Source organism: Variovorax paradoxus, assembly GCF_009498455.1.
Lineage (GTDB): Bacteria > Pseudomonadota > Gammaproteobacteria > Burkholderiales > Burkholderiaceae_C > Variovorax > Variovorax paradoxus_H.
In genome coordinates this window covers 6,016,953-6,040,066 of record NZ_CP045644.1, presented here as the reverse complement: position 1 = coordinate 6,040,066, position 23,114 = coordinate 6,016,953, and the positions used below count along the sequence as shown (strand labels likewise).

General features: G+C 67.8%; 23 protein-coding genes. 15 read left to right on the top strand and 8 right to left on the bottom strand.

Annotated features, from left to right (window positions below; genetic code table 11):
• The first annotated feature begins 44 nt into the window (after positions 1-44).
• Entirely contained in the window at positions 45-1,010 is a 966-nt protein-coding gene (locus GFK26_RS27875) for a Bug family tripartite tricarboxylate transporter substrate binding protein (RefSeq protein ID WP_153284813.1), read from the top strand.
• A gap of 15 nt (positions 1,011-1,025) precedes the next feature.
• On the opposite strand, the gene GFK26_RS34070 is transcribed toward GFK26_RS27875, so the two are convergent.
• Entirely contained in the window at positions 1,026-1,172 is a 147-nt protein-coding gene (locus GFK26_RS34070; protein WP_167481131.1) for a hypothetical protein, read from the bottom strand.
• Positions 1,173-1,375: 203 nt separating this feature from the next.
• On the opposite strand from GFK26_RS34070, the gene GFK26_RS27870 reads away from it, so the two are divergent.
• On the top strand, positions 1,376-1,837 hold the full coding sequence (locus GFK26_RS27870; protein WP_194273970.1) for a GNAT family N-acetyltransferase: 462 nt from the start codon (positions 1,376-1,378) through the stop codon (positions 1,835-1,837).
• A gap of 138 nt (positions 1,838-1,975) precedes the next feature.
• On the opposite strand, the gene GFK26_RS27865 is transcribed toward GFK26_RS27870, so the two are convergent.
• Positions 1,976-2,542 carry a LuxR C-terminal-related transcriptional regulator gene (locus GFK26_RS27865; protein WP_062476432.1) on the bottom strand — a complete coding sequence of 189 codons (567 nt, stop codon included), beginning with the start codon at positions 2,540-2,542 and terminating at the stop codon, positions 1,976-1,978.
• A 92-nt stretch (positions 2,543-2,634) separates the two neighbouring features.
• Between GFK26_RS27865 and GFK26_RS27860 the strand changes: the two genes are divergently transcribed.
• From GFK26_RS27860 to GFK26_RS27845, 4 genes are all read left to right on the top strand, one after another.
• Positions 2,635-3,435 (top strand): CoA transferase subunit A, encoded by an 801-nt coding sequence (locus GFK26_RS27860; RefSeq protein WP_153284811.1) that lies wholly within the window; start codon positions 2,635-2,637, stop codon positions 3,433-3,435.
• 1 nt (position 3,436) lies between these two features.
• Positions 3,437-4,075: a 3-oxoacid CoA-transferase subunit B gene (locus GFK26_RS27855; RefSeq protein WP_056573812.1), complete on the top strand. Its 639-nt coding sequence runs from the start codon at positions 3,437-3,439 to the stop codon at positions 4,073-4,075.
• Positions 4,076-4,189: 114 nt separating this feature from the next.
• Positions 4,190-5,587 (top strand): CoA transferase, encoded by a 1,398-nt coding sequence (locus GFK26_RS27850; RefSeq protein WP_153284810.1) that lies wholly within the window; start codon positions 4,190-4,192, stop codon positions 5,585-5,587.
• A 12-nt stretch (positions 5,588-5,599) separates the two neighbouring features.
• Positions 5,600-6,661: a DUF4241 domain-containing protein gene (locus tag GFK26_RS27845; protein WP_153284809.1), complete on the top strand. Its 1,062-nt coding sequence runs from the start codon at positions 5,600-5,602 to the stop codon at positions 6,659-6,661.
• Between the two features lie 13 nt (positions 6,662-6,674).
• On the opposite strand, the gene GFK26_RS27840 is transcribed toward GFK26_RS27845, so the two are convergent.
• A complete protein-coding gene (locus tag GFK26_RS27840; RefSeq protein ID WP_153284808.1) occupies positions 6,675-7,583 on the bottom strand; it encodes a LysR family transcriptional regulator in 909 nt (302 codons plus the stop codon).
• 160 nt (positions 7,584-7,743) lie between these two features.
• Here GFK26_RS27840 and GFK26_RS27835 point away from each other — a divergent pair, with 160 nt between their 5' ends.
• The 5 genes from GFK26_RS27835 (at position 7,744) to mmsB (ending at position 13,006) form a co-directional block, all read left to right on the top strand.
• Positions 7,744-9,267 (top strand): CoA-acylating methylmalonate-semialdehyde dehydrogenase, encoded by a 1,524-nt coding sequence (locus GFK26_RS27835; protein WP_153284807.1) that lies wholly within the window; start codon positions 7,744-7,746, stop codon positions 9,265-9,267.
• Positions 9,268-9,308: 41 nt separating this feature from the next.
• Positions 9,309-9,662, top strand: coding sequence for a lysozyme inhibitor LprI family protein (locus GFK26_RS27830; RefSeq protein ID WP_228121800.1), 354 nt, complete (start codon positions 9,309-9,311; stop codon positions 9,660-9,662).
• Positions 9,659-10,813 carry an acyl-CoA dehydrogenase family protein gene (locus GFK26_RS27825; RefSeq protein WP_153284805.1) on the top strand — a complete coding sequence of 385 codons (1,155 nt, stop codon included), beginning with the start codon at positions 9,659-9,661 and terminating at the stop codon, positions 10,811-10,813. The genes GFK26_RS27830 and GFK26_RS27825 overlap by 4 nt, the downstream gene beginning before the upstream one ends.
• 137 nt (positions 10,814-10,950) lie before the next feature.
• A complete protein-coding gene (locus GFK26_RS27820) occupies positions 10,951-12,069 on the top strand; it encodes an enoyl-CoA hydratase/isomerase family protein (protein ID WP_153284804.1) in 1,119 nt (372 codons plus the stop codon).
• Between the two features lie 40 nt (positions 12,070-12,109).
• A complete protein-coding gene (gene mmsB / locus GFK26_RS27815; RefSeq protein ID WP_153284803.1) occupies positions 12,110-13,006 on the top strand; it encodes a 3-hydroxyisobutyrate dehydrogenase in 897 nt (298 codons plus the stop codon).
• On the opposite strand, the gene GFK26_RS27810 is transcribed toward mmsB, so the two are convergent.
• Together GFK26_RS27810 and GFK26_RS27805 are read right to left on the bottom strand one after the other, a co-directional pair.
• The gene (locus tag GFK26_RS27810) at positions 12,991-14,256 is read right to left on the bottom strand and encodes an MFS transporter (protein ID WP_153284802.1); all 1,266 of its coding nucleotides are present in this window, start codon (positions 14,254-14,256) and stop codon (positions 12,991-12,993) included. The two genes, mmsB and GFK26_RS27810, sit on opposite strands and share 16 nt — an antisense overlap.
• Positions 14,257-14,339: 83 nt before the next feature.
• Positions 14,340-15,266 (bottom strand): LysR family transcriptional regulator, encoded by a 927-nt coding sequence (locus tag GFK26_RS27805; protein WP_153284801.1) that lies wholly within the window; start codon positions 15,264-15,266, stop codon positions 14,340-14,342.
• 99 nt (positions 15,267-15,365) lie between these two features.
• Here GFK26_RS27805 and metE point away from each other — a divergent pair, with 99 nt between their 5' ends.
• The 3 genes from metE to GFK26_RS27790 all read left to right on the top strand — a co-directional run bounded on the left by metE (position 15,366) and on the right by GFK26_RS27790 (position 19,144).
• Positions 15,366-17,711: a 5-methyltetrahydropteroyltriglutamate--homocysteine S-methyltransferase gene (gene metE / locus GFK26_RS27800; protein WP_153284800.1), complete on the top strand. Its 2,346-nt coding sequence runs from the start codon at positions 15,366-15,368 to the stop codon at positions 17,709-17,711.
• Positions 17,712-17,810: 99 nt separating this feature from the next.
• Entirely contained in the window at positions 17,811-18,599 is a 789-nt protein-coding gene (locus GFK26_RS27795) for a hypothetical protein (protein WP_228121799.1), read from the top strand.
• A 200-nt stretch (positions 18,600-18,799) separates the two neighbouring features.
• Entirely contained in the window at positions 18,800-19,144 is a 345-nt protein-coding gene (locus tag GFK26_RS27790) for an alpha/beta hydrolase (RefSeq protein WP_153284798.1), read from the top strand.
• Between the two features lie 98 nt (positions 19,145-19,242).
• Here GFK26_RS27790 and GFK26_RS27785 read toward each other — a convergent pair whose 3' ends face one another.
• Positions 19,243-19,827, bottom strand: a complete 585-nt coding sequence (locus GFK26_RS27785) for a DNA-3-methyladenine glycosylase I (protein WP_153284797.1) — start codon at positions 19,825-19,827, stop codon at positions 19,243-19,245.
• 49 nt (positions 19,828-19,876) lie between these two features.
• Between GFK26_RS27785 and GFK26_RS27780 the strand changes: the two genes are divergently transcribed.
• Positions 19,877-21,616, top strand: coding sequence for a dipeptidase (locus GFK26_RS27780; protein ID WP_153284796.1), 1,740 nt, complete (start codon positions 19,877-19,879; stop codon positions 21,614-21,616).
• 10 nt (positions 21,617-21,626) lie between these two features.
• Here the strand turns inward: GFK26_RS27780 and GFK26_RS27775 are convergent, their stop codons facing one another.
• Complete coding sequence (locus GFK26_RS27775) at positions 21,627-22,619, bottom strand: fimbrial protein (RefSeq protein WP_153284795.1); 993 nt, start codon at positions 22,617-22,619, stop codon at positions 21,627-21,629.
• Positions 22,620-22,793: 174 nt separating this feature from the next.
• Complete coding sequence (locus GFK26_RS27770) at positions 22,794-23,114, bottom strand: chaperone modulator CbpM (RefSeq protein ID WP_153284794.1); 321 nt, start codon at positions 23,112-23,114, stop codon at positions 22,794-22,796.

Below are 23,114 nucleotides of genomic sequence, written 5' to 3'. Positions count from 1 at the left end.
ATGCAGCCCGAAGACAGTTCACAAAAACCACTGGAGACAAATTCATGAAACCCGTTCACCGCCTGCTCGCGGTCGGCCTTGCGCTGGCTGCCACTGCCTCGCATGCCGACACCTGGCCTGCCAGACCCCTGACCTTCGTGGTGCCGACCGCGCCCGCGGGTTCCACCGACATCATGGCGCGGCTGGTCGCCGACCCGCTGCAGCGCGCGCTGGGCCAGCCGGTCGTCATCGACAACAAGCCCGGCGCCAGCGGCAACATCGGCACCGAGTTCGTGGCCCGCGCCGCGCCCGACGGCTACACGCTGCTGATGCAGTACTCGGGCTACCACGTCGGCAACCCGTCTCTGTACCCGAACCTGCGCTGGAGCCCGACCAAAGACTTCGTGCCGGTGGCGATGGTGATGCGCGCGCCGCACGTGGTCGCGGTGAGCGGCAAGCTGCCGGTGACCTCGATGAAGGAACTCATCGCGTACGGCAAGAAGAAGGAGGGTGGTTTGTTCTACGCCTCGTCGGGCAACGGCTCGATCCAGCACATCGCGGGCGAACTGCTGTCGCGCCAGACCAAGCAGCCGGCCACGCACGTGCCCTACAAGGGCTCGGGGCCGGCCATCAACGACCTGGTGGCGGGCAATGTCGACATCTTCATCACCACGCCGCCGTCGGTCATCGGCCACTTTGCGGGTGGGCGCATCAAGGCGCTGGCGTACACGGGCAGCAAGCGGCATGCGTCGATGCCGAACGTGCCGACCTCGGCCGAGGCCGGGTTTCCGGGCTACGAGGTCGAGTCGTGGTTCGCGGTGTTCGCGCCGGCGAAGACGCCGCCCGAGGTGGTGAACAAGCTCAGCGCCGAGATCAGGAAGATCGTCGAGAGCGAGGCCTTCCGCAAGAAGGTGGACGACCAGGGCGCCTTCGCGACCTACATGGACCCAACAACGCTCGGCAAGTTCGTCGACCAGGAACTCGCGGCCTGGTCGAAGGTGATCAAGGGCGCCGACATCAAGCCGGAGTGAGCGAGATGCCCAGGCTCAGGGCTTGACGCCCAGCACCGACAGGATCACCGCCGCAAGGCCGAGCGCCACGGGCACCTGGTGCCCGGCCAGCGCGCGGGCTTGTGCGACGGTCAGCCTGGTTTGCTGAAGAAGGTTCTTTTCGGAGTGAAGGGGTGTGGACATGGTGTCTGCTCCTGTGTGGGGCGAACGGTGTGTTCGCGTGGTTCCACGATAGGCCTCCCACAGCGCGATGACGCACAGGTTTTGTCGACACGGCGTTTCCGTTTTCGCAACGATCCGGGGTCCCTGGCAGGGAACTTCTGCTCAGAACTCAGAATAGGGTCATGCAAAGGAAAGCACGAAACACACACACGACAGGTCTGAAGATGCGCCGGGCGACCCCGGCCGACGCGGTGCCCTGGACGCTCCTGTTCGACGCGGACGGCCCGCGCCCTGAAGTCGAAAAGTACCTGCTGCGCGGTGAGCAATGGTTGGCCGAAAAGGCAGGCGAAGTCGTCGGGCAGATGGTGCTCATGGCCACGCGCGTCGACACCTGGGAGATCATGAACATCGCCGTGGCCGAGTCGCACAAGGGCCAGGGCATCGGCACCGCAATGCTGAAGAAAGCAAAGGCCCTTGCCAAGCAGCGCGGCGCACACCGGCTCGAAGTCGGCACAGGCAATAGCAGCCTGCGCGAGCTGGCCTTCTACCAGCGCTTCGGCTTTCGGATCGTCGGCGTCGATGTCGACTACTTCGTGCGCCGCTGGGGCAAGGCAACGAAGCAGAACGGCATCCCGCTGCGCGACCTGGTGCGCATGGAGATGGTGCTGTCGCGCGCCGCGGGCTGATCGCCCCGCACGACGACAGCGCCCAGCGGGCGCAGGACACTGGGTGCTTCCCGCAGCGAAATCAAGGAGGAGGGCGAAGCCCGGGGGACATTCGCGGAGGGAAGTACCCGGTGGCCTGTGCACGCGCCCTGAAAAGAATCACCCCGCGATCAGCTTCTGCACCAACTCCGCAGTCGTCGCCGCCGCGTACTTGCGCATCAACCGCGCCCGATGCAGTTCCACCGTGCGATGGCTGATCCCAAGCGCCTTCCCGATCTCCTTCGACGTCAGCCCGCGCATCACCTGCGCCGCCACCTCTCGTTCGCGCGGCGTGAGCTCCGCCTTCACCGCGCGGCGCGAGCCCAGGTCTTCAAAAGTCCAGATGCCGGCCTCATGCGGCGCCGCGCGGTTCATCGCGTGCCCGGTGACGTGGCACCAGAAAGTCTCGCCAGCCAGCGCCCCGTGCAGCCCGCCCAGGCGCTTCATCATGCGGTTGTCCGCATAGTGGCCGCTGGCGTTCAGAAAGGGCTCCATGCGCTTGCCGATGCGCTCGAACTCGGCCACGCTGGGGTACAGGATGCTGAACGAATGCCCGACCAGCGCAGAGGGCTCCGCGCCGAAGATCTCGCACACGCGCTGGTTGCAGGCGACGATGGTGCGGTTGCTCGACACCACCATGCCGACGGGCGCATGCTCAAAAGCCAACCGGTAATCGATCTCGGGCATCAGGAGTCACCATTACGAAATACTACGTATACGAGTAGGTAGTATCGTTGACGCCTTTCCCACCCACTCTCCACACCCATCAAGGAGCCCGAGTGAACAAGATTTTTCCCTCCGCAGACGCGGCACTCAAGGGGGTCGTGGCCGACGGGCAGACGCTCGCGGTCGGCGGCTTCGGCCTGTGCGGCATTCCCGAAGCGCTGATCGACGCGCTGAAGGATTCCGGCGTGCAGAACCTCACCGTCATCTCGAACAACGCGGGCGTCGATGGTTTCGGCCTCGGCAAGCTGCTCGAGACGCGCCAGATCAAGAAGATGATCGCGTCGTACGTGGGCGAGAACAAGGAGTTCGAGCGCCAGTACCTGGCCGGTGAACTGGCCCTCGAATTCACGCCCCAGGGCACGCTGGCCGAGAAGCTGCGCGCCGGCGGCGCGGGCATCCCGGCCTTCTTCACGAAGACCGGCGTGGGCACGCAAGTGGCAGAAGGCAAGGAACTGCGCGAGTTCGACGGCGAGACCTACGTCATGGAGCACTCGCTGGTGCCCGACGTCGCGCTGGTCAAGGCCGACGTGGCCGACAAGGCCGGCAACCTGCGCTTTCGCCTCACGGCGCGCAACTTCAACCCGGCCGCTGCCATGGCCGGCAAGGTCTGCATCGTCGAGGTCGAGAAGATCGTCGAAGTGGGCGAGCTGGCCCCCGACGACATCCACCTGCCCGGCATCTACGTGCACCGCCTGGTGCTCAACGCCACGCCTGAGAAGCGCATCGAGAAGCGCACGTTGAGCGCGTCGGTGGATGCCGCCGCCGCCAAGGTCGAAGCGCAGACCGCCATCGCCCAGGCCGCCGCCGGCAGCGAAGCGCCCGTGAAGGCCGTCAACAAGAAAGAAGGAGCCTGAGATGCCCTGGACCCAAGACCAGATGGCGGCCCGTGCCGCGCAAGAACTCGAAGACGGCTTCTACGTCAACCTCGGCATCGGCATTCCGACCCTGGTGGCCAACCACACCGGCACCAAGGAAGTGTGGCTGCAGAGCGAAAACGGCATGCTCGGCATCGGCCCGTTCCCGACCGAAGACAACGTCGACGCCGACCTCATCAACGCCGGCAAGCAGACCGTGACCACGCTGCCTGGCTCGGCCATCTTCGGCAGCCATGACAGCTTCGCGATGATCCGCGGCGGCAAGATCAACCTGTCGATCCTCGGTGCGATGCAGGTCAGCGCCAAGGGCGACCTTGCCAACTGGATGATCCCCGGCAAGATGGTCAAGGGCATGGGCGGCGCCATGGACCTCGTGGCCGGCGTGAAGCGCGTGATCGTGCTGATGGAACACGTGGCCAAGAAGAAGGACGGCACCGAAGACCTGAAGATCCTCGAGCAGTGCTCGCTGCCGCTGACCGGTGTGGGCGTGGTCGACCGCATCATCACCGACCTGGCCGTGATGGACGTCGTGCCCGAAGGCCTCAAGGTGATCGAACTCGCGCCGGGCGTGAGCTTCGACGCGCTGCAGGCCAAGACCGGTGCGAAGCTGATCCAGTAAGCCATCCGCACAAGGTCGCGAACGCAACGACACACAACAAGGGCAGGGCCGCGCAAGCGGACCCTGCCTTTTTCATTTCCTGTTCATTTCTTCTTGTCCCTGAAGGGTTGACGCATGGCAACGAGTGAAGAAGTCCTGGCGGGTCTCTGGCAACTGGCGGGGCTGCCCGCCGAGGCGTTGGCCTTCGCGCGGCTCACGGGCGCCGACCCGGTGCTGCCATCGTCCTTCGCGGTCGGCCTCGCGGCGCAGGCCAGCATTGCTGCGGCCGCGCTCGCCGCCTGCGAACTGGGGCACCGGCGCGGCGTGGCGCGGCAAGAGGTGGCGGTCGACACGCTGCATGCCGCGCTCGACTGCACGGGCTGGTTCAGCATCGACGGCCGCGTACCCGAGCTGTGGGACACCTTCTCGGGCATGTACCGCTGCGCCGACGGCTGGGTGCGCATCCACGCCAACTTCAAGCACCACCGCGAAGGCGCGCTGCGCCTGATGCAGCTTGACCCGGCCAGCGCCACGCGTGCCGATGCCGAGGCCGCAATGGCCGGCTGGCGTGCGGTCGATTTCGAATCGGCCGCCGCCGCGCAAGGCCTCGTGGCCACCGCGCTGCGCCGCTTCGATGAATGGGACGCCACGCCGCAGGGGCAGGCGGTCGCGGCCCAGCCGCTCTTCACCATCGAGCGCATCGGCGATGCACCGTCGCGCGCGCTGCCGCCGTTGCAGGGCGACCAGCGCCCGCTCGAAGGCCTGCGCGTGCTCGACCTCACGCGCATCCTCGCGGGGCCGGTCGGCTGCCGGGCGCTGGCGGCCTATGGCGCCGACGTGATGCTGGTCAATTCGCCGAACCTGCCGAACATCGAATGCATCGCCGACACCAGCCGCGGCAAGCTCTCGACGCATGTCGACCTGTGCACTGACGAGGGTCGCGCCGTGCTGCACGGCCTCGTCGCCGATGCACACGTCTTCGTGCAGGGCTACCGCCCCGGCGGCATCGCGGCGCTGGGCTTCGGCCCCGAGGCGCTGGCGCGCGAGCGGCCGGGCATCGTCTGTGTGTCGCTCACGGCCTATGGCACGCAAGGGCCGTGGGCCGATCGGCGCGGCTTCGATTCGCTGGTGCAGACCGCCATGGGCTTCAACCACGCCGAAGGCGAAGCGGCGGGCGACGGCAAGCCGCGCCCGATGCCGATGCAGATCCTCGATGAGGCCAGCGGCTACCTGATCGCCCTCGGCGCCGCCGCGGCGCTGTGGCGGCAGCAGCAGGAGGGCGGCAGCTGGCATGTGCAGGTGTCGCTGGCGCAGACGGGGCAGTGGCTGCGCGGGCTGGGGCGCGTGGACGGCGGGCTGTCGATCGCGCGAGCCGGTGTCGAGCCCTATGTCGAGACGACGGCCTCAGGCTTCGGCGAACTGACGGCGGTGCGCCACAGCGCGCAGCTGTCGCGCACGCCGGCCGCCTGGCCGCGGCCTTCGATGCCGCCGGGCAGCCATCCGCCCGTGTGGCCCGCCGCTGCCGGGGAATGAGAAACTGGGCGCATGGCCTACCTAGACATCGACAACCTCCAGAGTATTTTTCTTGACGACGAGGCGCTGCGCGCACGGCATCTGCAGCGCCAGCCTTGCGGCGCTTTGCACCTCACGAGCGGCCGCATCGTGGCCTGCGATCCGCTGGTACAGCCCGAGCGCGAGCCCTTCGTTCGCAGCGTGAGCGGGCGGGGCGCGTTCCCCGTCGAGGTGCTGCAGGGCGGCGGCCGCCATGCGTTGGCCGTGCTGTGGCTGCGTGAGCGCGGCAGCCTGCAGGCAAGCGACCTGCACTGGGAGGCGGCGCTGCTCGAAGGGCAATCGCAGGACGAACTCGGCAGCGACGAGTTCTACGGCTACCCGGTCGATGCCGGCGTCGGCTGCTTCATGGACGCCGACGGCGCCAAGGCCATGGCTGAGCGCGAGGCGCGCGAGTCCGCCACCAACCCCGAGTACGTGAGCTACTACGACGACGTGCTCGGCGCCGACCTCGCCTCGGCCGACATCGCCGACCACTACCCGCTGGGCGCGGGCAGCGCGAACAACGTGCTGATCTTCAGCGCGGGCTGGGGCGACGGCAGCTATCCGAGCTTCTGGGCGCTCGACGCCGCAGGCGAACCCGTGGCGCTCGTGACCGACTTCATGGTCATGCAGGGCGGCGACGCGCGCGACGAGGACGACAAGCGCAGCGACGCCTACCTGGCCAGCCTTTCGCCCGAGAAGCTGGCGGCGCTCGAGGCACTGGGCGCGGCCGCAGTCGCAGGTGATGCGGCGGCGATCCAGCCCCTGCTCGACGGCGGGCTCGCGCAGTCCAACGAGATCATCCCCTCGCTCGGCGAGACCGCCATCATGAGCGCCATCCGCATGAACCAGCTCGACGCATTGCGCGTGTTGCTGGCGGCGGTGGAAGGCCCGCTGCCGATGCCGCCGCAGTTCTATCGCATGGACACGGAAGAGAGCTACATCGACTACGCGCGCCGGCTCAAGAAGCCGCGTGTGGACGGGCTGATCGAGCTGCTGGAAAAGGCTGCATCACCAGCGGCCAAACCTGGATTTCTGAAGCGCCTGTTTTCCTGAGCGCGCGAACCGGTCACTGGGTGTTCGCCGTGCTCGTGGGCAAGAGCACCTGCTGTTGCGCCGCAGCCGTCGCACGCAGAAATTCCCACACGGTCTGCATGCGCGCCAGGTGCTTGGTCTCCGCAGGCATCGACATCCAGAAGGTCCGCGTGAAGTTCGCCGCGTCCGGCAGCACCGGCTTGAGCGCGCGGTCGTCCTGCGCAATGAACGCCGGCAACACCGCAATCCCCGCACCCGCCGCCACCGCCCGGTGCTGCGCCAGCACGCTGGTGCTGCGCAGCGCAAAGCTGTCGGGGCGATGCAGCTCATCGAGATACTGCAGTTCCTTGCTGAACAGCAGGTCGTCCACGTAGCTGATGAAGGTGTGGCCGCGCAGGTCTTCGCGGGTCTTGATGGGCTTGTGCGCGGCCAGGTACTGTTTGGAGGCGTAGAGCCGCAGCGTGTAGTCGGTGAGCTTGGTCACCACCACCGGCCCGCGCGCCGGCCGTTCGAGTGAGATGACGATGTCGGCCTCGCGCCGCGACAGGTGCACCAGCCTCGGCATCGCGAGCAGGTCGATGGTGAGCTTCGGGTGCTGCACCGCAAACAGCGCGAGCTGCGGCGCCAGCACCACGGTGCCGAAGCCCTCGGTGGCGCCGATGCGCACCAGCCCCGACAGGCCCTCTTGCGACGCCGGCGCGGTGCTCTCCACGGCCTGGAAGGCGCTCTCCATCGCCTCGACCTGTGGCTGCAGCCGGCGGCCCGCCTCGGTGAGCCGGTGGCCGCCGGACTCGCGCGAAAACAGGGGCGCGCCCACCTCTTTTTCGAGCGCCTGGATGCGCCGCGCGACGGTGGTGTGGTCGACCTCCAGCCGGCGCGCCGCACTCATCAGCGTGCCCGAGCGGGCGAGTTCGAGAAAGTAGCGCAGGTTGTCCCAGTCCATGTGCGTCCGGCCTTGTGTGCGGTGGGATGCGGTGCTTTGCATTTTTGCAAAGCGATGACGCATATTTGTCTATTGTCATGGCAAATCTGCAAAGCTAGGATGCGGGCTGCACCGGCTCAATCCGGTACCGAATTTCACAGGATCACAGGAGACAAACCCCATGGACGCCACCACCACCCCCTCGACGCAAGTCGCCACCGTCAAGCTGCTGATCGGCGGCAAGTTCGTCGAATCGAAGACCACCGAATGGCGCGACGTCGTCAACCCGGCCACGCAGCAGGTGCTGGCCCGCGTGCCGTTCGCGACGCAAGCTGAACTCGACGCCGCCGTGGCCTCCGCCAAGGAAGCCTTCAAGACCTGGCGCAAGACGCCGCTGGGCGCCCGCGCACGCATCTTCCTGAAGCTGCAGCAGCTCATCCGCGAGAACATGGACGAGCTGGCCGCGATCCTCACGGCAGAGCAGGGCAAGACGCTGCCGGACGCCGAAGGCGACGTGTTCCGCGGCCTCGAAGTGGTCGAGCACGCCTCGAACATCGGCAACCTGCAACTGGGCGAGCTGGCCAACAACGTGGCCAACGGCGTCGACACCTACACGCTGCTGCAGCCGCTGGGCGTGTGCGCCGGCATCACGCCGTTCAACTTCCCCGCCATGATCCCGCTGTGGATGTTCCCGATGGCCATCGTCACCGGCAACACCTTCGTGCTCAAGCCCTCCGAACAAGACCCGATGGTCACGATGCGCCTGTGCGAACTGGCGCTCGAAGCCGGCGTGCCGCCGGGCGTGCTGAACGTGATTCATGGCGGTGAAGCCATCGTCAACGGCATCTGCGACCACGCCGACATCAAGGCGATCAGCTTCGTGGGCTCGACCAAGGTCGGCACGCACGTCTACAACCGCGCCACGCTGGCCGGCAAGCGCGCGCAATGCATGATGGGCGCGAAGAACCACGCCATCGTGATGCCCGACGCCAACAAGGAGCAGACGCTCAACGCACTGGCCGGCGCGAGCTTCGGCGCGGCAGGCCAGCGCTGCATGGCCGTGTCGGTCGCGGTGCTGGTGGGCGAGGCGCGCAACTGGGTGCCTGAACTCATCGAGAAGGCCAAGACGCTGAAGATCGGCGCGGGCACTGAAAAGGGCGTGGACGTGGGCCCACTGGTGTCGTGCGCAGCGTACGACCGCGTGAACAGCCTCATCGAACGCGGCGAAGCCGACGGCGCCAAACTGGTGCTCGATGGCCGCAAGCCCACTGTGCCCGGCTACGAGAAGGGCAACTTTGTCGGCCCGACGATCTTCACCGGCGTGAAGCCCGGCATGACGATCTATGACCAGGAAGTGTTCGGCCCCGTGCTGTGCATTGCCGACGCCGAAACCATCGACGAAGCCATCGAGCTGATCAACAGCAACCCGAACGGCAACGGCACGGCGATCTTCACGCAGTCGGGTGCCGCGGCGCGCCGCTTCCAGGAAGACATCGACGTGGGCCAGGTCGGCATCAACGTGCCGATTCCGGTGCCGGTTCCGATGTTCTCGTTCACCGGTTCGCGCGCCTCGAAGCTCGGCGACCTGGGCCCGTACGGCAAGCAGGTCATCATGTTCTACACGCAGACCAAGACCGTGACGGCGCGCTGGTTCGACGACAGCACCGTGAGCCAGGGCGTCAACACGACGATCAGCCTCAAGTGAAGTGCGTGAGGTGCGCGTTCCGCGCTGTCGCGGCATCGGCCGTGCTGCTGCTCGCCTTTGGCGCGCAGGCGGCCGATGAAGCGAGTCCGCTGGACTGCAAGCCCGACGGCAACCAGCAGCAGATGAACGCCTGCGCGGTGCGCGACTTTCGCGCCGCCGACGCGGCGCTCAACATCCGCTACGGCGAGGTGATGAAATCGCTGTCGCCGCAGCAGCGCACCGCCTTGCGCACCGAACAGCGCGCCTGGCTCAAGGGCCGCGATCCGGGGTGCAAGACCGCCGCCAAGGACAGCGAAGGCGGTTCGATCTGGCCGCTGGAGTTCTACGGCTGCCTCGAACAATCGACCCGCAAACGCACCGCCAAGCTCGATCTCTGGAAGGGTCGCTCCCAATGAATTTCGAACTGTCCGAAGAACAGAACGCCTTTGCGCAGACCGCGCGCGATTTCGCGCAGGCCGAGTTCGCGCCGCACGCCGCGCAGTGGGACGCGGAAGCCATCTTTCCGAAGGAAGCCATCGCCAAGGCGGGCGAACTGGGCTTCTGCGGCCTGTATGCGCCCGAGCGCATCGGCGGCCTCGGCCTGCCGCGGCTCGACTCGGCGCTGGTGTTCGAGGAAATGGCCGCGGTCGATCCCTCGACCACGGCCTTCATCACGATCCACAACATGGCGACGTGGATGCTCGGCACCTGGGCCACCGACGCGGTGGCGCAGCAGTGGGGCGAAGACCTCACGAGCGGGCGCAAGCTGGCGTCGTACTGCCTGACCGAACCGGGCGCGGGCTCCGACGCGGGCTCGCTCAAGACGCGGGCTGAATTGCAAGGGACGGAATACGTCATCCACGGCAACAAGGCGTTCATCTCCGGCGCCGGCTCGACCGACGTGCTGGTGCTCATGGCGCGCACGGGCGGCGCGGGCGCGAGCGGCATCTCGGCCTTCGCGGTGCCGGCCGACGCCCCGGGCGTGAGCTACGGCAAGAAGGAGCACAAGATGGGTTGGAACAGCCAGCCCACGCGCACCATCAACTTCGACAACGTGCGCGTGCCCGCGCAAAACCTGCTGGGCAAGGAAGGCGAGGGCTTTCGCATCGCCATGAAGGGCCTGGACGGCGGGCGCATCAACATCGCGACCTGCTCGGTGGGCGCGGCGCAGGGCGCGCTCGACGCGGCGCGCCGCTACCTGCACGAGCGCCAGCAGTTCGGCAAGCCGATCGCGAGCTTCCAGGCGTTGCAGTTCAAGCTGGCCGACATGGCGACCGAGCTGGTCGCCGCGCGGCAGATGGTGCGGCTGGCCGCCAGCAAGCTCGACGCGGGCCATGTGGACGCGAGCACCTATTGCGCGATGGCCAAGCGCTTTGCGACCGATGCGGGCTTCAATGTCTGCAACGACGCGCTGCAACTGCACGGCGGCTACGGCTACCTGAGCGAGTTCCCGCTCGAGCGTCTGGTGCGCGACACGCGCGTGCACCAGATTCTGGAAGGCACCAACGAAATCATGCGCGTCATCGTTGCGCGAAAATTGCTGGAAGGCGACAGCGACATCCGATAGACAAGGCACACCCCCAGGCTTGCCCACTTCGTGTGGCCTCCAACCCCCTTGCAGGGGGCAATACCAGCGGCCCGGCAAAGCCGGTTCCGCGGTATTCCGCGCACGTATCCTTTGGGGTTTTCTTTTCCGTGAATGACATGACCGACAACGTAGTTCTCTTCAACGAAATCAAGACCGCCGGCGGCCAGCGTTTTGCCGTGGCCACGCTCAATGCGCCGGCTTCGCTCAACGCGCTGTCCGTGGACATGGTGCGCCTGCTCACGCCCAAGCTGCGCGAGTGGGCCGCCGACGCCGGCATCATCGGCGTGCTGCTCGATGCGGCGGGCGAGAAAGCCTTCTGCGCCGGTGGTGACCTGCGCCAGCTGTATCAAACGCTGCTCGACTGCGGCCCCGAGCGCAACACCTACGCCGAAGATTTCTTCCGCGAAGAGTACGAGCTCGACCACCTGATCCACACCTTCCCCAAGCCCTTCCTGTGCTGGGGCCACGGCATCGTGATGGGTGGCGGCGTGGGCCTGCTGGCGGGCGCCTCGCACCGCGTGATGACGCTGCAAAGCCGCATCGCCATGCCCGAGATCAACATCGGCCTGTACCCCGACGTGGGCGGCAGCTGGTTCCTGCGCCGCACGCCGGGCCGCACGGGCCTGTTCCTGGCGCTCACGGCCGCGAACATCAACGCGCACGACACCATCTTCTGCGGCCTGGCCGACGTGCTGGTGCCGCAGGAGCGCAAGGCCGACGTGCTCGCGGCCATCGCGTCCACACAATGGGCCGGCGGCGATGCCCGGGCCGACCGCGCCACGCTGTCGCGCATCCTTGCCAAGGCGGGCGAGGGCACCGAAATGCCCGCGTCGAAGGTGCGCGAGCACTACGACACCATCAACGCGCTGATGGCCGGCGACGACCTGCTCGACATTGCCAGGCGCCTGCGCGACGTGCAGAGCGACGACGCGTGGCTGCAGACCGCATCGAAGACTTTCACCAAGGGCGCACCGAGCTCCATCGCGCTGAGCTTCGAGCTCTGGCAGCGCGTGCCGCGCATGTCGCTGGCCGAGGTATTCCGCCTCGAATACTGGGCTTCGCTGGGCTTCTGCGCGAACAAGGATTTCGCCGAAGGCATCCGCGCCGTGCTGGTCGACAAGGACCGCAACCCGCGCTGGAGCCCGGCCACGCTCGAAGAGATCACGCCTGCTTTCGTCGAAGACCACCTGCGCCCGCGCGGCGAGATGCCGGCCGAGCTGGCGTCGCTGGTCTGACCCGACCTATTCCCTGCACAGAACAACGGAGACAAGACACATGAAGATCGCATTCATCGGCCTGGGCAACATGGGCGGCCCGATGGCCCTGAACCTGCACAAGGCCGGCCACACGCTCAGCGCCTTCGACCTCTCGGCCGACGCCTGCAAGAAGTTCGGCGCCGAAGGCCTGCCGATCGCCAAGTCGGCCGCCGAGACGGTGGCCGGCGCGGAAGTCGTCATCAGCATGCTGCCCGCCAGCGCGCACGTCGAGGGCCTGTTCCTCGGCGGCGCCGGCAAGCCTGGTCTGCTCGACAGCATCCAGGCCGGCACGCTCGTGATCGACAGCAGCACCATCGCCGCCGCCACCTCGCGCAAGGTGGCCGAGGCCGCCGCTGCCAAGGGCATCGCGATGATCGACGCGCCCGTGTCGGGCGGCACCGGCGGCGCCATTGCCGGCACGCTGACCTTCATGGTCGGTGGCGAAACGGCAGACCTGGAACGCGCGCGCCCGGTGCTCGAGAAGATGGGCGCCAACATCTTCCACGCCGGCGCAGCCGGTGCGGGCCAGACCGCCAAGATCTGCAACAACATGCTGCTCGGCATTTTGATGATCGGCACCTCGGAAGCGCTCGCACTGGGCGTGGCCAACGGGCTCGACCCGAAGGTGCTGTCGGAAATCATGCGCCGCAGCTCGGGTGGCAACTGGGCGCTCGAGAAGTACAACCCGATGCCGGGCGTGATGGAAACGTCGCCCGCCTCGAAGAACTACGCCGGCGGTTTCGGCACCGACCTGATGCTCAAGGACCTGGGTCTGGCCCAGGAAAACGCGAGCGCGGTGCGTGCGTCCACGCCGTTGGGCGGCCTGGCGCGCAGCCTGTATGCGGCGCACAGCCTCGCGGGCCACGGCGCGCTCGATTTCTCGAGCGTGCTGAAGCTGGTTCAGAAAGCCGGCTGAGCGGCGCGCCGGCCGCGTCGCGCCATCGCGAGCAGCAGGCTGGCCGCCACGAGGTTGGCGCCGATCGCCACGAGGATCGGCAGCAGGTAGCTGCGTGTGAGGTCGAGGGCGAAGCCCGCGGCGCTCGGCCCGATCAGCGTGCCGATCGCCACGCTGGTGTACAGGATGCCGATGATCGCGCCGATGTGGCGTCCGCCGAACCAGTCCATCACCAGCGCGGGCAGCAGCGCCACGAAGCCGCCGTAGAACACGCCGTAGGCGAAGGCGAACAGGGCCAGCCCCCAGAACCCGCCCGACACGGCCCACACCATCAGCGACAGCGCCATGCCCGCCGACATCAGCGGCAGCGCGTAGTGCCGGCCCATGCGGTCGGCGAGCCCGCCCAGGAAGAAACGGCCCGCCGTGCTGCCGACGCCGATCGCACCGAGCAGCAGCACCGCCGACGACGCGGCCACGCCGTGGTCGAGCGCGTAGGGCACCAGGTGCACGAAGGGCACGAACAAGCCGAACGAGCTGATGAGGCAGGCCGCGTACAGCCCGGCGAAACGGCCCGAGCCGATGGCCTCGCGCACCGAAGCGCCCGGTGGCAACGCGGTGGAGGCTTGCGCCTTCGGCGGATCGCCATCAGGGCCGAGGCCGCGTGCGCGCGGGTCGTTCTCGACCAGCAGCGCCAGGCCCACGCCGACCACGGCCGCGAGCACACCGAGCGCCAGGTAGGCATCGCGCCAGCCCAGCGTGTCGATGAGCCACGAGGCCAGCGGCGGCATCGCCAGCGTGCCCACGCCGATGCCGCTCACGGCGAGCCCCGAGGCGAAGCCGCGCTGGCGCACGAACCAGCGCTGCACCGCGCCCAGCACCGGAACGTACGAGGCGCCCACGCCGAGGCCGACACCGAGCCCGTACGCCCAGAAGATCTGCGTCAGGCTGCGCGCCTGGCTCGCGAGCGCCAGCCCGAGGCCGACCAGCACCATGCCCGCGACCGCCAGCCGCCGCGCGCCCCAGCGGTCGGCAAGCGGGCCGCTGAACACGCCGAGCCCGAAGTAGAGAAAGCCCGCGAGGGAGAACACCAGCGAGACCTCGCCGCGCGAGGCGCCGAAGTCGCGCTGCAGCGCATCGAGGAACGCGCTGAAGGTGTAGGCGCAGCCGAAGCCCACGAACATCACGGCGAAGGCGCCGGCGACCACGAGCCAGCCGTGGAAGAAGCGGGGGCGCGGAATGGCAGGGGTGTCGAGCGTCTTCGGAGAGGTCATGGGGCGATCCGTGGTGGTGGTCGATCTTCAGGCCGTGCACCAGCCTGCACTGGCCGGATTCGGACGTGATCCTCCGCCCGGGTTCACAGCAATTCGATCCCCGGCAGGCTCTTGAAGCATGTCTCGCGCGTGACGCGCACGAAGTCGTCCAGCCAGGGCCGCGCCGAGGTCGCCTGCGCGCAGGCCATGTAGAGCCGCCCCGTGAGGCCCCTGGCGCCCACGCGGCGCGCCGTGACGTAGCCGCGGTCGAGGTAGTTCTGCACCGCCCACAGCGGCAACGTTGCCACGCCGCGCCCGCTCGCCACCAGCTGCAGCATCGCCACCGTGAGCTCGGTCGTGCGCCGGTGCGCGGGCTCGACGCCGGCGGGCGCCAGCACCTGGCGCACGATGTCGAGCATCTCGTCGGGCACGGGGTAGGTGATGAGCGTCTGGTCGGCAAAGTGGCGGGCCGTGAGGTGCGGCTTGGCCGTCAGCGCGTGGTCGTTCGCCAGCAGCGCGACGATCTCGAAGCGGAAGAGTGCGTGATAGTCGACGGTTTCATCGGGGTCTTCCTCGGAGACGATCGCCACCTCGGCGCGGTTCTGCATCACGAGCGCGATCGGGTCGGGGTGGAAGCCCGAGACGATGTCGAGTTCGATCTCGGGCCAGCGCTGGCGAAAGGCGTCCATCGCGGGCATCAGCCAGTCGAAGCAGGTGTGGCACTCGACCACGATGCGCAACTGCCCGCTGCGCCCCAGCGCGAGGCGCGCCACGTCGCGCTCGGCCTCTTCGATGAGCGGCAGCGCAGTGTCGGCCAGCTGCAATAGCCGCAGACCGGTGGTGCTGAACTGCGGCGGCACCGACTTGCGCTCGAACAGCTGGGCGCCGTAGCGGTCCTCGAGCAGCTTGATCTGGTGCGACAGCGCCGACTGCGTGAGGTTGAGCAGCTGCGCCGCACGCACCAGGCTGCCGGTGTCGCGCAGCGCGGCCAGCGTGCGCAGGTGGCGGATTTCGAGGATGGACTGCATCATGAAAATTATTCAAGCGAATGGGCAAAAGGTTTCGTTTGAATCATAGGCACCAAACGCCGACCATCACCGGTTTCCAAGATCAGCGACCGGACCACCTGCATGACCACCCGTACCCACATCCTCGGCTTTCCGCGCATGGGCGCCCACCGGGAACTCAAGTTCGCCCTCGAGAAGCACTGGCGCGGCGAGACCGACCATGCCGCGCTCGAAGCCGTCGGCGACACCTTGCGCGCGCGCCACTGGCAGGCGCAGCGCGATGCGGGGCTCGACTTCGTGACGGTGGGCGACTTCGCCTTCTACGACCACGTGGCCAACCACATCCAGCTGCTCGGCTGCGAGCCGGCGCGCTTCGACTTCAGCGGCGACGAGCCCGAGCTGTCGCGCTACTTCAAGATGGCGCGCGGCGTGGAAGACGAAGCCGGCCACGTGCACGACGACAGCTGCACCCACGGCGCCGAAGGCACCTTCGCGCTCGAGATGACCAAGTGGTTCGACACCAACTACCACTACCTCGTGCCCGAGTTCAAGGCCGACACGCAGTTCAAGCTCGCATCGACGCGCCTGTTCGACGAGGTGGCGCAGGCGCAGCACGCCGGCCATGCGGTCAAGGCCGTGCTGCTCGGGCCGCTGAGCTTCCTGTACCTGGGCAAGGAGAAGACCGCCGGCTTTGACCGCTTCTCGCTGCTCGACGCGCTGCTGCCCGTGTACGAGCAGGTGCTGAACCGCCTGAAACAGCAGGGCGTGGAATGGGTCCAGATCGACGAGCCCATCCTCGGCCTCGACCTGCCCGAGGCCTGGCGCAACGCCTTCGAGCGTGCCTACTGGCAACTGGCCCGCAGCGCGCCCAAGCTGATGCTGGCCACGTACTTCTCGCCGCTGTCCGAGAACCTGCGCCTGGCTTGCCAGCTGCCGGTGGCGGGCCTGCACGTCGATGCCGTGCGCGCGCCGCAGGAGCTGACCGGCGTGGCCGACTGGCTGCCGGCGCACAAGGTGCTGTCGGTCGGCGTGGTCGATGGCCGCAACATCTGGCGCACCGACGTCGATGTGGCGCTGGGCAAGCTCAAGCCCGTGGCCGAGAAGCACCAGGGCGAGCTGTGGATCGCGCCGTCGTGTTCGTTGCTGCACGTGCCGTTCAGCCTCGCGGCCGAGACGAAGCTCGACACCGAACTGACCTCGTGGCTCGCCTTTGCCATCGAGAAGCTCGATGAACTGCGCGTGCTGCGCGCTGTTGTGGATGGCAACGAAGCCTCGGTGGCCGCCGAACTCGCGGCCGCGCGTACGGCGGTGGCCGCGCGCCGCGCCAGCCCGCGCGTGCACCGTGCAGACGTGGCGTTGCGCCTGGCGCGCAGCGTGACGGGAGACGACCGCCGCGTGTCCGCTTTCCCGCTGCGCCAGCAGGTGCAACGCACGCGCTTCGCACTGCCCGCGCTACCGACCACCACCATCGGCTCGTTCCCGCAGACCGCCGATATCCGCGCGGCCCGCGCTGCCTTCAAGCGCGGCGAACTCGATGCGGCCGGCTACCGCGAGAAGATGCGCGCGGAGATCGCACTCGCCGTGCGCAAGCAGGAAGAACTCGGCATCGACGTGCTGGTGCATGGCGAGGCCGAGCGCAACGACATGGTCGAGTACTTCGGCGAGCAGCTCGACGGCTTCGCCTTCACCGCCAACGGCTGGGTGCAGTCGTACGGCTCGCGCTGCGTGAAGCCGCCGGTGATCTTCGGCGACGTGGCGCGCCCGGCACCGATGACGGTCGAATGGACTGGGTATGCGCAGAGCCTCACCCCACTGCCGATGAAGGGCATGCTGACCGGCCCCGTGACCATCCTGCAGTGGTCCTTCGTGCGCGACGACCAGCCGCGCGCCACCACCTGCGAGCAGATCGCGTGGGCGATCCGCGACGAGGTGAACGACCTCGAGGGCGCGGGCATCGGCATCATCCAGATCGACGAGCCGGCCATCCGCGAAGGCCTGCCGCTGCGCCGCGCGGGCTGGCCGGCGTACCTGAAGGCGGCCACACGCGCCTTTCGCATCAGCGCCTCGGGCGTGCGCGACCAGACGCAGATCCACACCCACATGTGCTATTCGGAGTTCAACGACATCCTGCCGGAGATCGCCGCGATGGACGCCGACGTGATCACCATCGAAACGAGCCGCTCGGACATGGAGCTGCTGCGCGGCTTCGGTGGGGAGAACAACGCGGGCGGCTTTCGCTACCCGAACGAGATCGGCCCCGGCGTGTACGACATTCACTCGCCACGCGTGCCGTCGGTCGACGAGATGGTGCGCCTCATGCGCAAGGCCGCGCAGGTGGTGCCGGGCGAGAACCTCTGGATCAACCCCGACTGCGGCCTCAAGACCCGCGGCTGGCCCGAGACCGAGGCGGCGCTGTCGAACATGGTGGCGGCTGCGAAGCTGCTGCGCGAGGAGCTGGCGCAGGTGTGAAGGGCGCGGATCGCGGCGTGCCAATAATGCGGGATGTCGTTGCTTTCCCGCCTGTCGTCGCCTCGTTGCCTCTTGTTGCTGTCGTTGCTTCTCGCCCCCTTGACGGGGTGGACGCAGGACCGCGCGCAAACCCTGCTTCAGTTCGAGGGCGTGCAGGCGCGCTACCAGGCCGCCTACGGCCCCGGTGCCGTGTCGCGCGGTGCGCGCGAGCTGCTGGAGCCGCCGGACCTCGCCATCGCCGACAAGGCCCTGCAGTCGCTCGACGTGGCAGCAGGTCGCGCTTTCGACGTGAACGCTTCGGTGGCCGCGATCCGTCAGGACGTGGCGGCGGCCGGGCAGGGCGCCGCTGCGCCGACGCCTCCGGTGCTGGAGGCCGTGGCGCGCTTCGCCAAGCTGCGCGCCGACTACGCCGCGATGGACGAGCCCGGCAAGGTGACCTTCTTCCATCAACAGCACGCGCGGCCGGCCGACCCGGCGCGCGTCGAACTGCTGGCGCGCATGACGGTGGCCGAGGCGCGCGAGGTCGATTTTTCCAGCCAGCTGCTCATGAGCGCGGTGGTCAAGCAGCTGGCGCGTGGCAATGCCGCGCAGTTCAGCTCGCTGCCCGATCGCACGCTCGACACGGCGCTCGATTCGCTGTGGTCGCGCGGCGTGACCTCGCCGCGTCCGCGCAACCTGATGACCGTGGCGCGCGAGTTCGAAAAGCTGATCACGCAGGCGCTGCTGCTGGCGCTGCCCGACGCCGACGTGGCCGCCTTGCTCGCCTGGCGCAACGAACCGCAGGCTGCCGCCGAGCGCGAGGCGCTGCTCGGCAGCTACCGCGCCGAGGTCAAGGGCAGCGGCTCGGTCGCGATCCGCACGCTGGTGCGCAGCTGGGGCCGGCCCTGAGGCTTGACGAAAGAGCGCAAAAGTTTGCAAACTAGCGGCGCGTTTGTACGAAAAAGTTTCACGTGGGCCCCGCATGTCGGAAAGTTCCCCGTGATTGTTTCAATTCCATGAACACTGCGATTCAGAATGACTGGGGTTTACCCTAGGAATTTGCGGCAAACTTCAGGACATCCAAAGCCTGAACACAAGAAGGAATTGAAATGAAGACCTCGAACATCCTCGCCGCCGCCGCTCTCTCCCTGCTCGCCGCCGCTGGCGCCGCCCACGCAGAGACCTACGAAGGCGTTCACGCCGTGACCTCCGGCTACAGCCGTGCCGACGTGGCACCGCAAGCCGTGGCCGCCGCCCGTGCCGGCAACGAATACAGCGACGCCGTGTCGGCCAACGTGGCCCCCGTGCTGGCCTCGTCGGTGGATCGCGCCACCGTCCGCGCCGAAGCCGTGGCAGCTGCCCACGCTCCGGGTCAGAACCTGCGCCGCGAATCGTTCGCTGGCAGCGTGATCCCCTCGCAAGCCCGCAGCTTCACGCGCCAAGCCGGCCTGTGATCGATGGCGGCGCAAGCCGCCTCGGTGAGAAAGACCACCACCCGAAAAGACCGGACCGTGCGACAGCACCGTCCGGTTTTTTCACGTCTGTGCTGTCTTCAGGCGCGGTGGTTGCTGCGGTGGCAGTGGCAGTCGGGCGCGTGGTCGTCGACGATGCCCGTGGCCTGCATCCAGGCATAGACGATCACCGGCCCGACGAACTTGAAGCCGCGCTGCTTCAGCGCCTTCGACATCGCTTCGGACAGTGGCGTCTGCGTGGGCACGGTGCCCGTGGTGTTGACGACCGGCTGACCGCCCGCGATGCCCCAGACGAAATCAGAGAAATCTTCGCCCGCCGCCTGCATGGTCAGGTAGGCCTTGGCATTGCCGATGGCCGCTTCGATCTTCGCGCGCGAGCGCACGATGCCCGCGTCCTGCATGAGGCGCTCGACATCGGCCGGCGTGAAGCGCGCCACCGTCTCGGGCACGAAGCCCTCGAAGGCCGCGCGGAAGGCGTCGCGCTTGCGCAGGATGGTGAGCCACGACAGGCCGGCCTGGAAGCCGTCGAGCATCAGCTTTTCCCACAGCGCGCGGCTGTCGCGTTCGGGCACGCCCCATTCGGCGTCGTGGTAGCTGGCCAGCAGCGGATCAGTGCGGGCCCAGGCGCATCGCTGGGTCGAAGAATGGCTGTCGTCGTGAGGCATGGCTCGGCTATCGTCGGGAGATGTTTTTCGGAATGAGAGAGTGACCCTGATGCAGCAGTTTCGTTTTTCATTGTCGGCGCTTTCACTGGCCCTCACGGCGTTCGCCGTCGGTGTTCCGGCCGGTGCCGAGACGCTGAAAAAGCCCGCGCTCGACCAGCTCGCCGCCGCCTGGAAGGGCGGTCGCACGGCGCCCGATTTCAAGGCCTTCCTGGCGCAGGCGGTGCAGGCCCAGCCCGCGCTGCAGCCCAGCGTGGCGGCCTACACCGGCGGCAAGGCGTTGCCGGGCGACGACCTCGTCAACATCGCGCGCTTGCTCGGCCTGTACAACCGGCTGCAGAACCAGCAGGCCGTGATCGCCAGCATCGGAACGATGGTGGCGCTGCCCACGGTGCGCAACGTGCAGGTGCCGCCGCACGAAAGCCCGCCGATGGTCGCGTTCGGCCAGCTGGTCGAGAAGATGGCGAAGGACTTCGGGCTCGGCTACCGCAACGTCGACGGCCGCATCTTCGAAGTGAGCCTCAAGGGCCGCAGCAGCGAAGAGTTCGGCATCCTCACGCACGCCGACGTGGTGCCGGCCGTGCTGTCCGAATGGGTGCTCGACGACGGCACGCGCCTTGATCCCTTCGCCATGACGCGCGTGGGCGACTTCCTCTACGGGCGCGGCACCATCGACGACAAGGGCTCCATCGCCGCCGTGCTCTACGCCATGAAGGCCGTGAAAGACAGCGGCCTGCCGGTGGAGCGCGGCGTGCGCCTGATGATCGAGACCACCGAGGAAACCGGCGGCGACGCGATGCAGTACTACCGCAACAAGACGCCGCTGCCGGCCTACAACATCGTGCTCGATAGCAAGTACCCCGCGGTCGTGGCCGAGAAGGGCTCGGGCGCGCTCAAGGTGTTCTTCCCGGCGGAAGCGACCGACCCTGCCGCCACGGCCATCACCGCGATGAGCGGTGCCGCGTCGGCCAACGCGATCCCGCAGACCGCGACCGCCACGCTCAAGGGCGGCGACCTCGCGGCCGTGGCCGCGAAGCTCGAAGCTGCCAAGGCCGCCTTCGTGCGCAAGTACGAAGGCCAGGGCGGCAAGTTCGCGATCGACATCGCACGCGGCGCTGAAGCCATCGAGCTGAAGGTCACGGGCACCTCGGCCCACGGCTCGCGGCCCGAAGAAGGCGTGAACCCCGTGCCGCGCCTGGCGCTGTTCCTCAAGGAGTCGGGCGTGCCGCTGGCGGCCAACCCTTACCTGCGGGCCGTGCATTACATCGACGCGCTCTACGGCACCGGCTACCTTGGCGAGAAGATGGGGCTGGGCTACCAGGACGACTTCATGGGCCCGCTCACGATGTCGCCCACGCTGGTGCGCATGGGCGCCGACGGCCGCCTCGAGGTGACCACCAACGTGCGCATGCCGCGCGGCCGCACGCCCGACGAACTGAAGGCGCAGATCGCGGCCAAGGTCAACGGCTGGGCCACGGCCAGCCAGGTGAAGCTCGAGCTGGCCTACGACCAGGGCAACTGGATGGCGCGCGACCCGAAGGGCGCGTGGCTCTCGACCCTGCTCAACATCTTCGGCGACACCACCGGCCTCGAGGCCAAGCCCGTGCCCACCGCCGGCAGCACCACGGCCAAGCTGATGCCCAACGCCATCAACTTCGGCCCCGCGATGCCCGGCAAGAAGTACACCGCGCACAACGCCAAGGAATACAAGGAAGTGCCCGACCTCGACGCCGACATGCAGATGTTCACCGAGATGCTGGTGCGCATCGGGAACCTGCAGCAGATGCAGTAGCGCTGCGCGGCTACTGGTAGCTCAGCGTGAACGTGGCGCGTCCGCTGGCGCTCCCGGGCTTGATCGTCGGTGAGGTCTGCACATAGCGGCCGATCAGCGGCACATCGAACAGCCCGTTGCCGCTCGAGCCGGCGCTCCACTGGTTCTGCGTGCCCGGTGTGTTCGAGTCCGGGCCGTACGACAGCACCGTTGCGCCTTTCAGGATCTGGATGCCGACCCCCGATGCCGTCGAGGCAGGGCTCAGCGACAGCGTGTTGGAGCGGTTGTCAGGATTCGTCGGATCGGTCAGCGTGACGGAGATGGCGGTGGTGATCCCCGTGATGCCGCCCGCGCAGTTCAAGCCGATGTTGAAAGGTTCGCCTTGCGACGTCGATCCCACGCCCTTGAACTTGTCCTTCGAGACGTTGCCCAGCCGCACCGATACCGACTGCGTCGTCACCGCGCAGGTAGGGCGACCGGGGTTGATCTCGATGCTTCCGTTGATGCGAATCGAACCGATCTGGAAGCCTCCCAGCGTCGGGTAGGTCAGCTTCGCCACTTCGCCTGTAATCGAACCGCCGCGCGTGATGGAGCCGGTCTTCACCACGGCCATCGAGATGGTGCCCGTCCACGACGATGCCGACTCGAAGGAGGCTGGGCCCGTCGTGGCAAAAGGCACCGTCGTGCCTCCGTCCCAGAACAGTCTCACGCCCACGCCGGGGACGCTCGTGGCGTAGATGTTGTTGCCAAGGTAGGGGCCGGAGCCGGCCCATTGGAGGCTCACTTTCGTGGTGCCCTGTGCAGCGCAGGTAATGGTCACCGGCGGTGTCGCACTGAGCGGGGTGGCCGGTCGCACCAGCGTCGTGCCGACTGCCACCGATGGATCGACCGTCACCGGCCCGACGATCGGGAACAGGATGATGCCGGGTTGCCCGGTGCTCGAAGAGCAAGGATCGGCGGCCCGGGCTGTCTGAGACATGACGAGCGCGAGCATCGCCAGGCCAAGTAGTTCTTTGGTGGTCATATTTCGGGAGCCCTCCGAGTCGTCCGTGAAGTCACCGCTCTGGGCCTTCCGGGACTCAAAATCGGATCGCCTGCCCTTGCCTGTGTTGCTGCCGCATTGGCTGCACGCGCCCTCGTGCGCCGGCCGATGGTACGGGCGACCGGGGCGCAGTTCAAGCGCCACGCGCGCGGCGCGTCAGCCTACGCCGTTCGCGCGCAGCACCGCCTTGAGCCGCCGCACCTCGTGCTGCAGGTCGAGGATCAGCGCAGCGGCGTCGAGGTTCACGCCGAAGTCGCGTTCGAGCCGACGCGCTTCGAGCGCGCATTGCAGGTCGTTGCTCGAAAACTCCCAGCGCTCGGGCGGTGCGTCGGTCGTGGTGACCTGCACGATGCCCACTTCGACCAGTTGCACGACCCAGGCGGTGTCGGCGCCGCAGGCGCGCGCCAGTTCGTTCGCGGCCAGCGGGTGCGAGACGCCGATGGCCGTCGTGGTGGTGACGGAAGAAAAGTTCGCCAT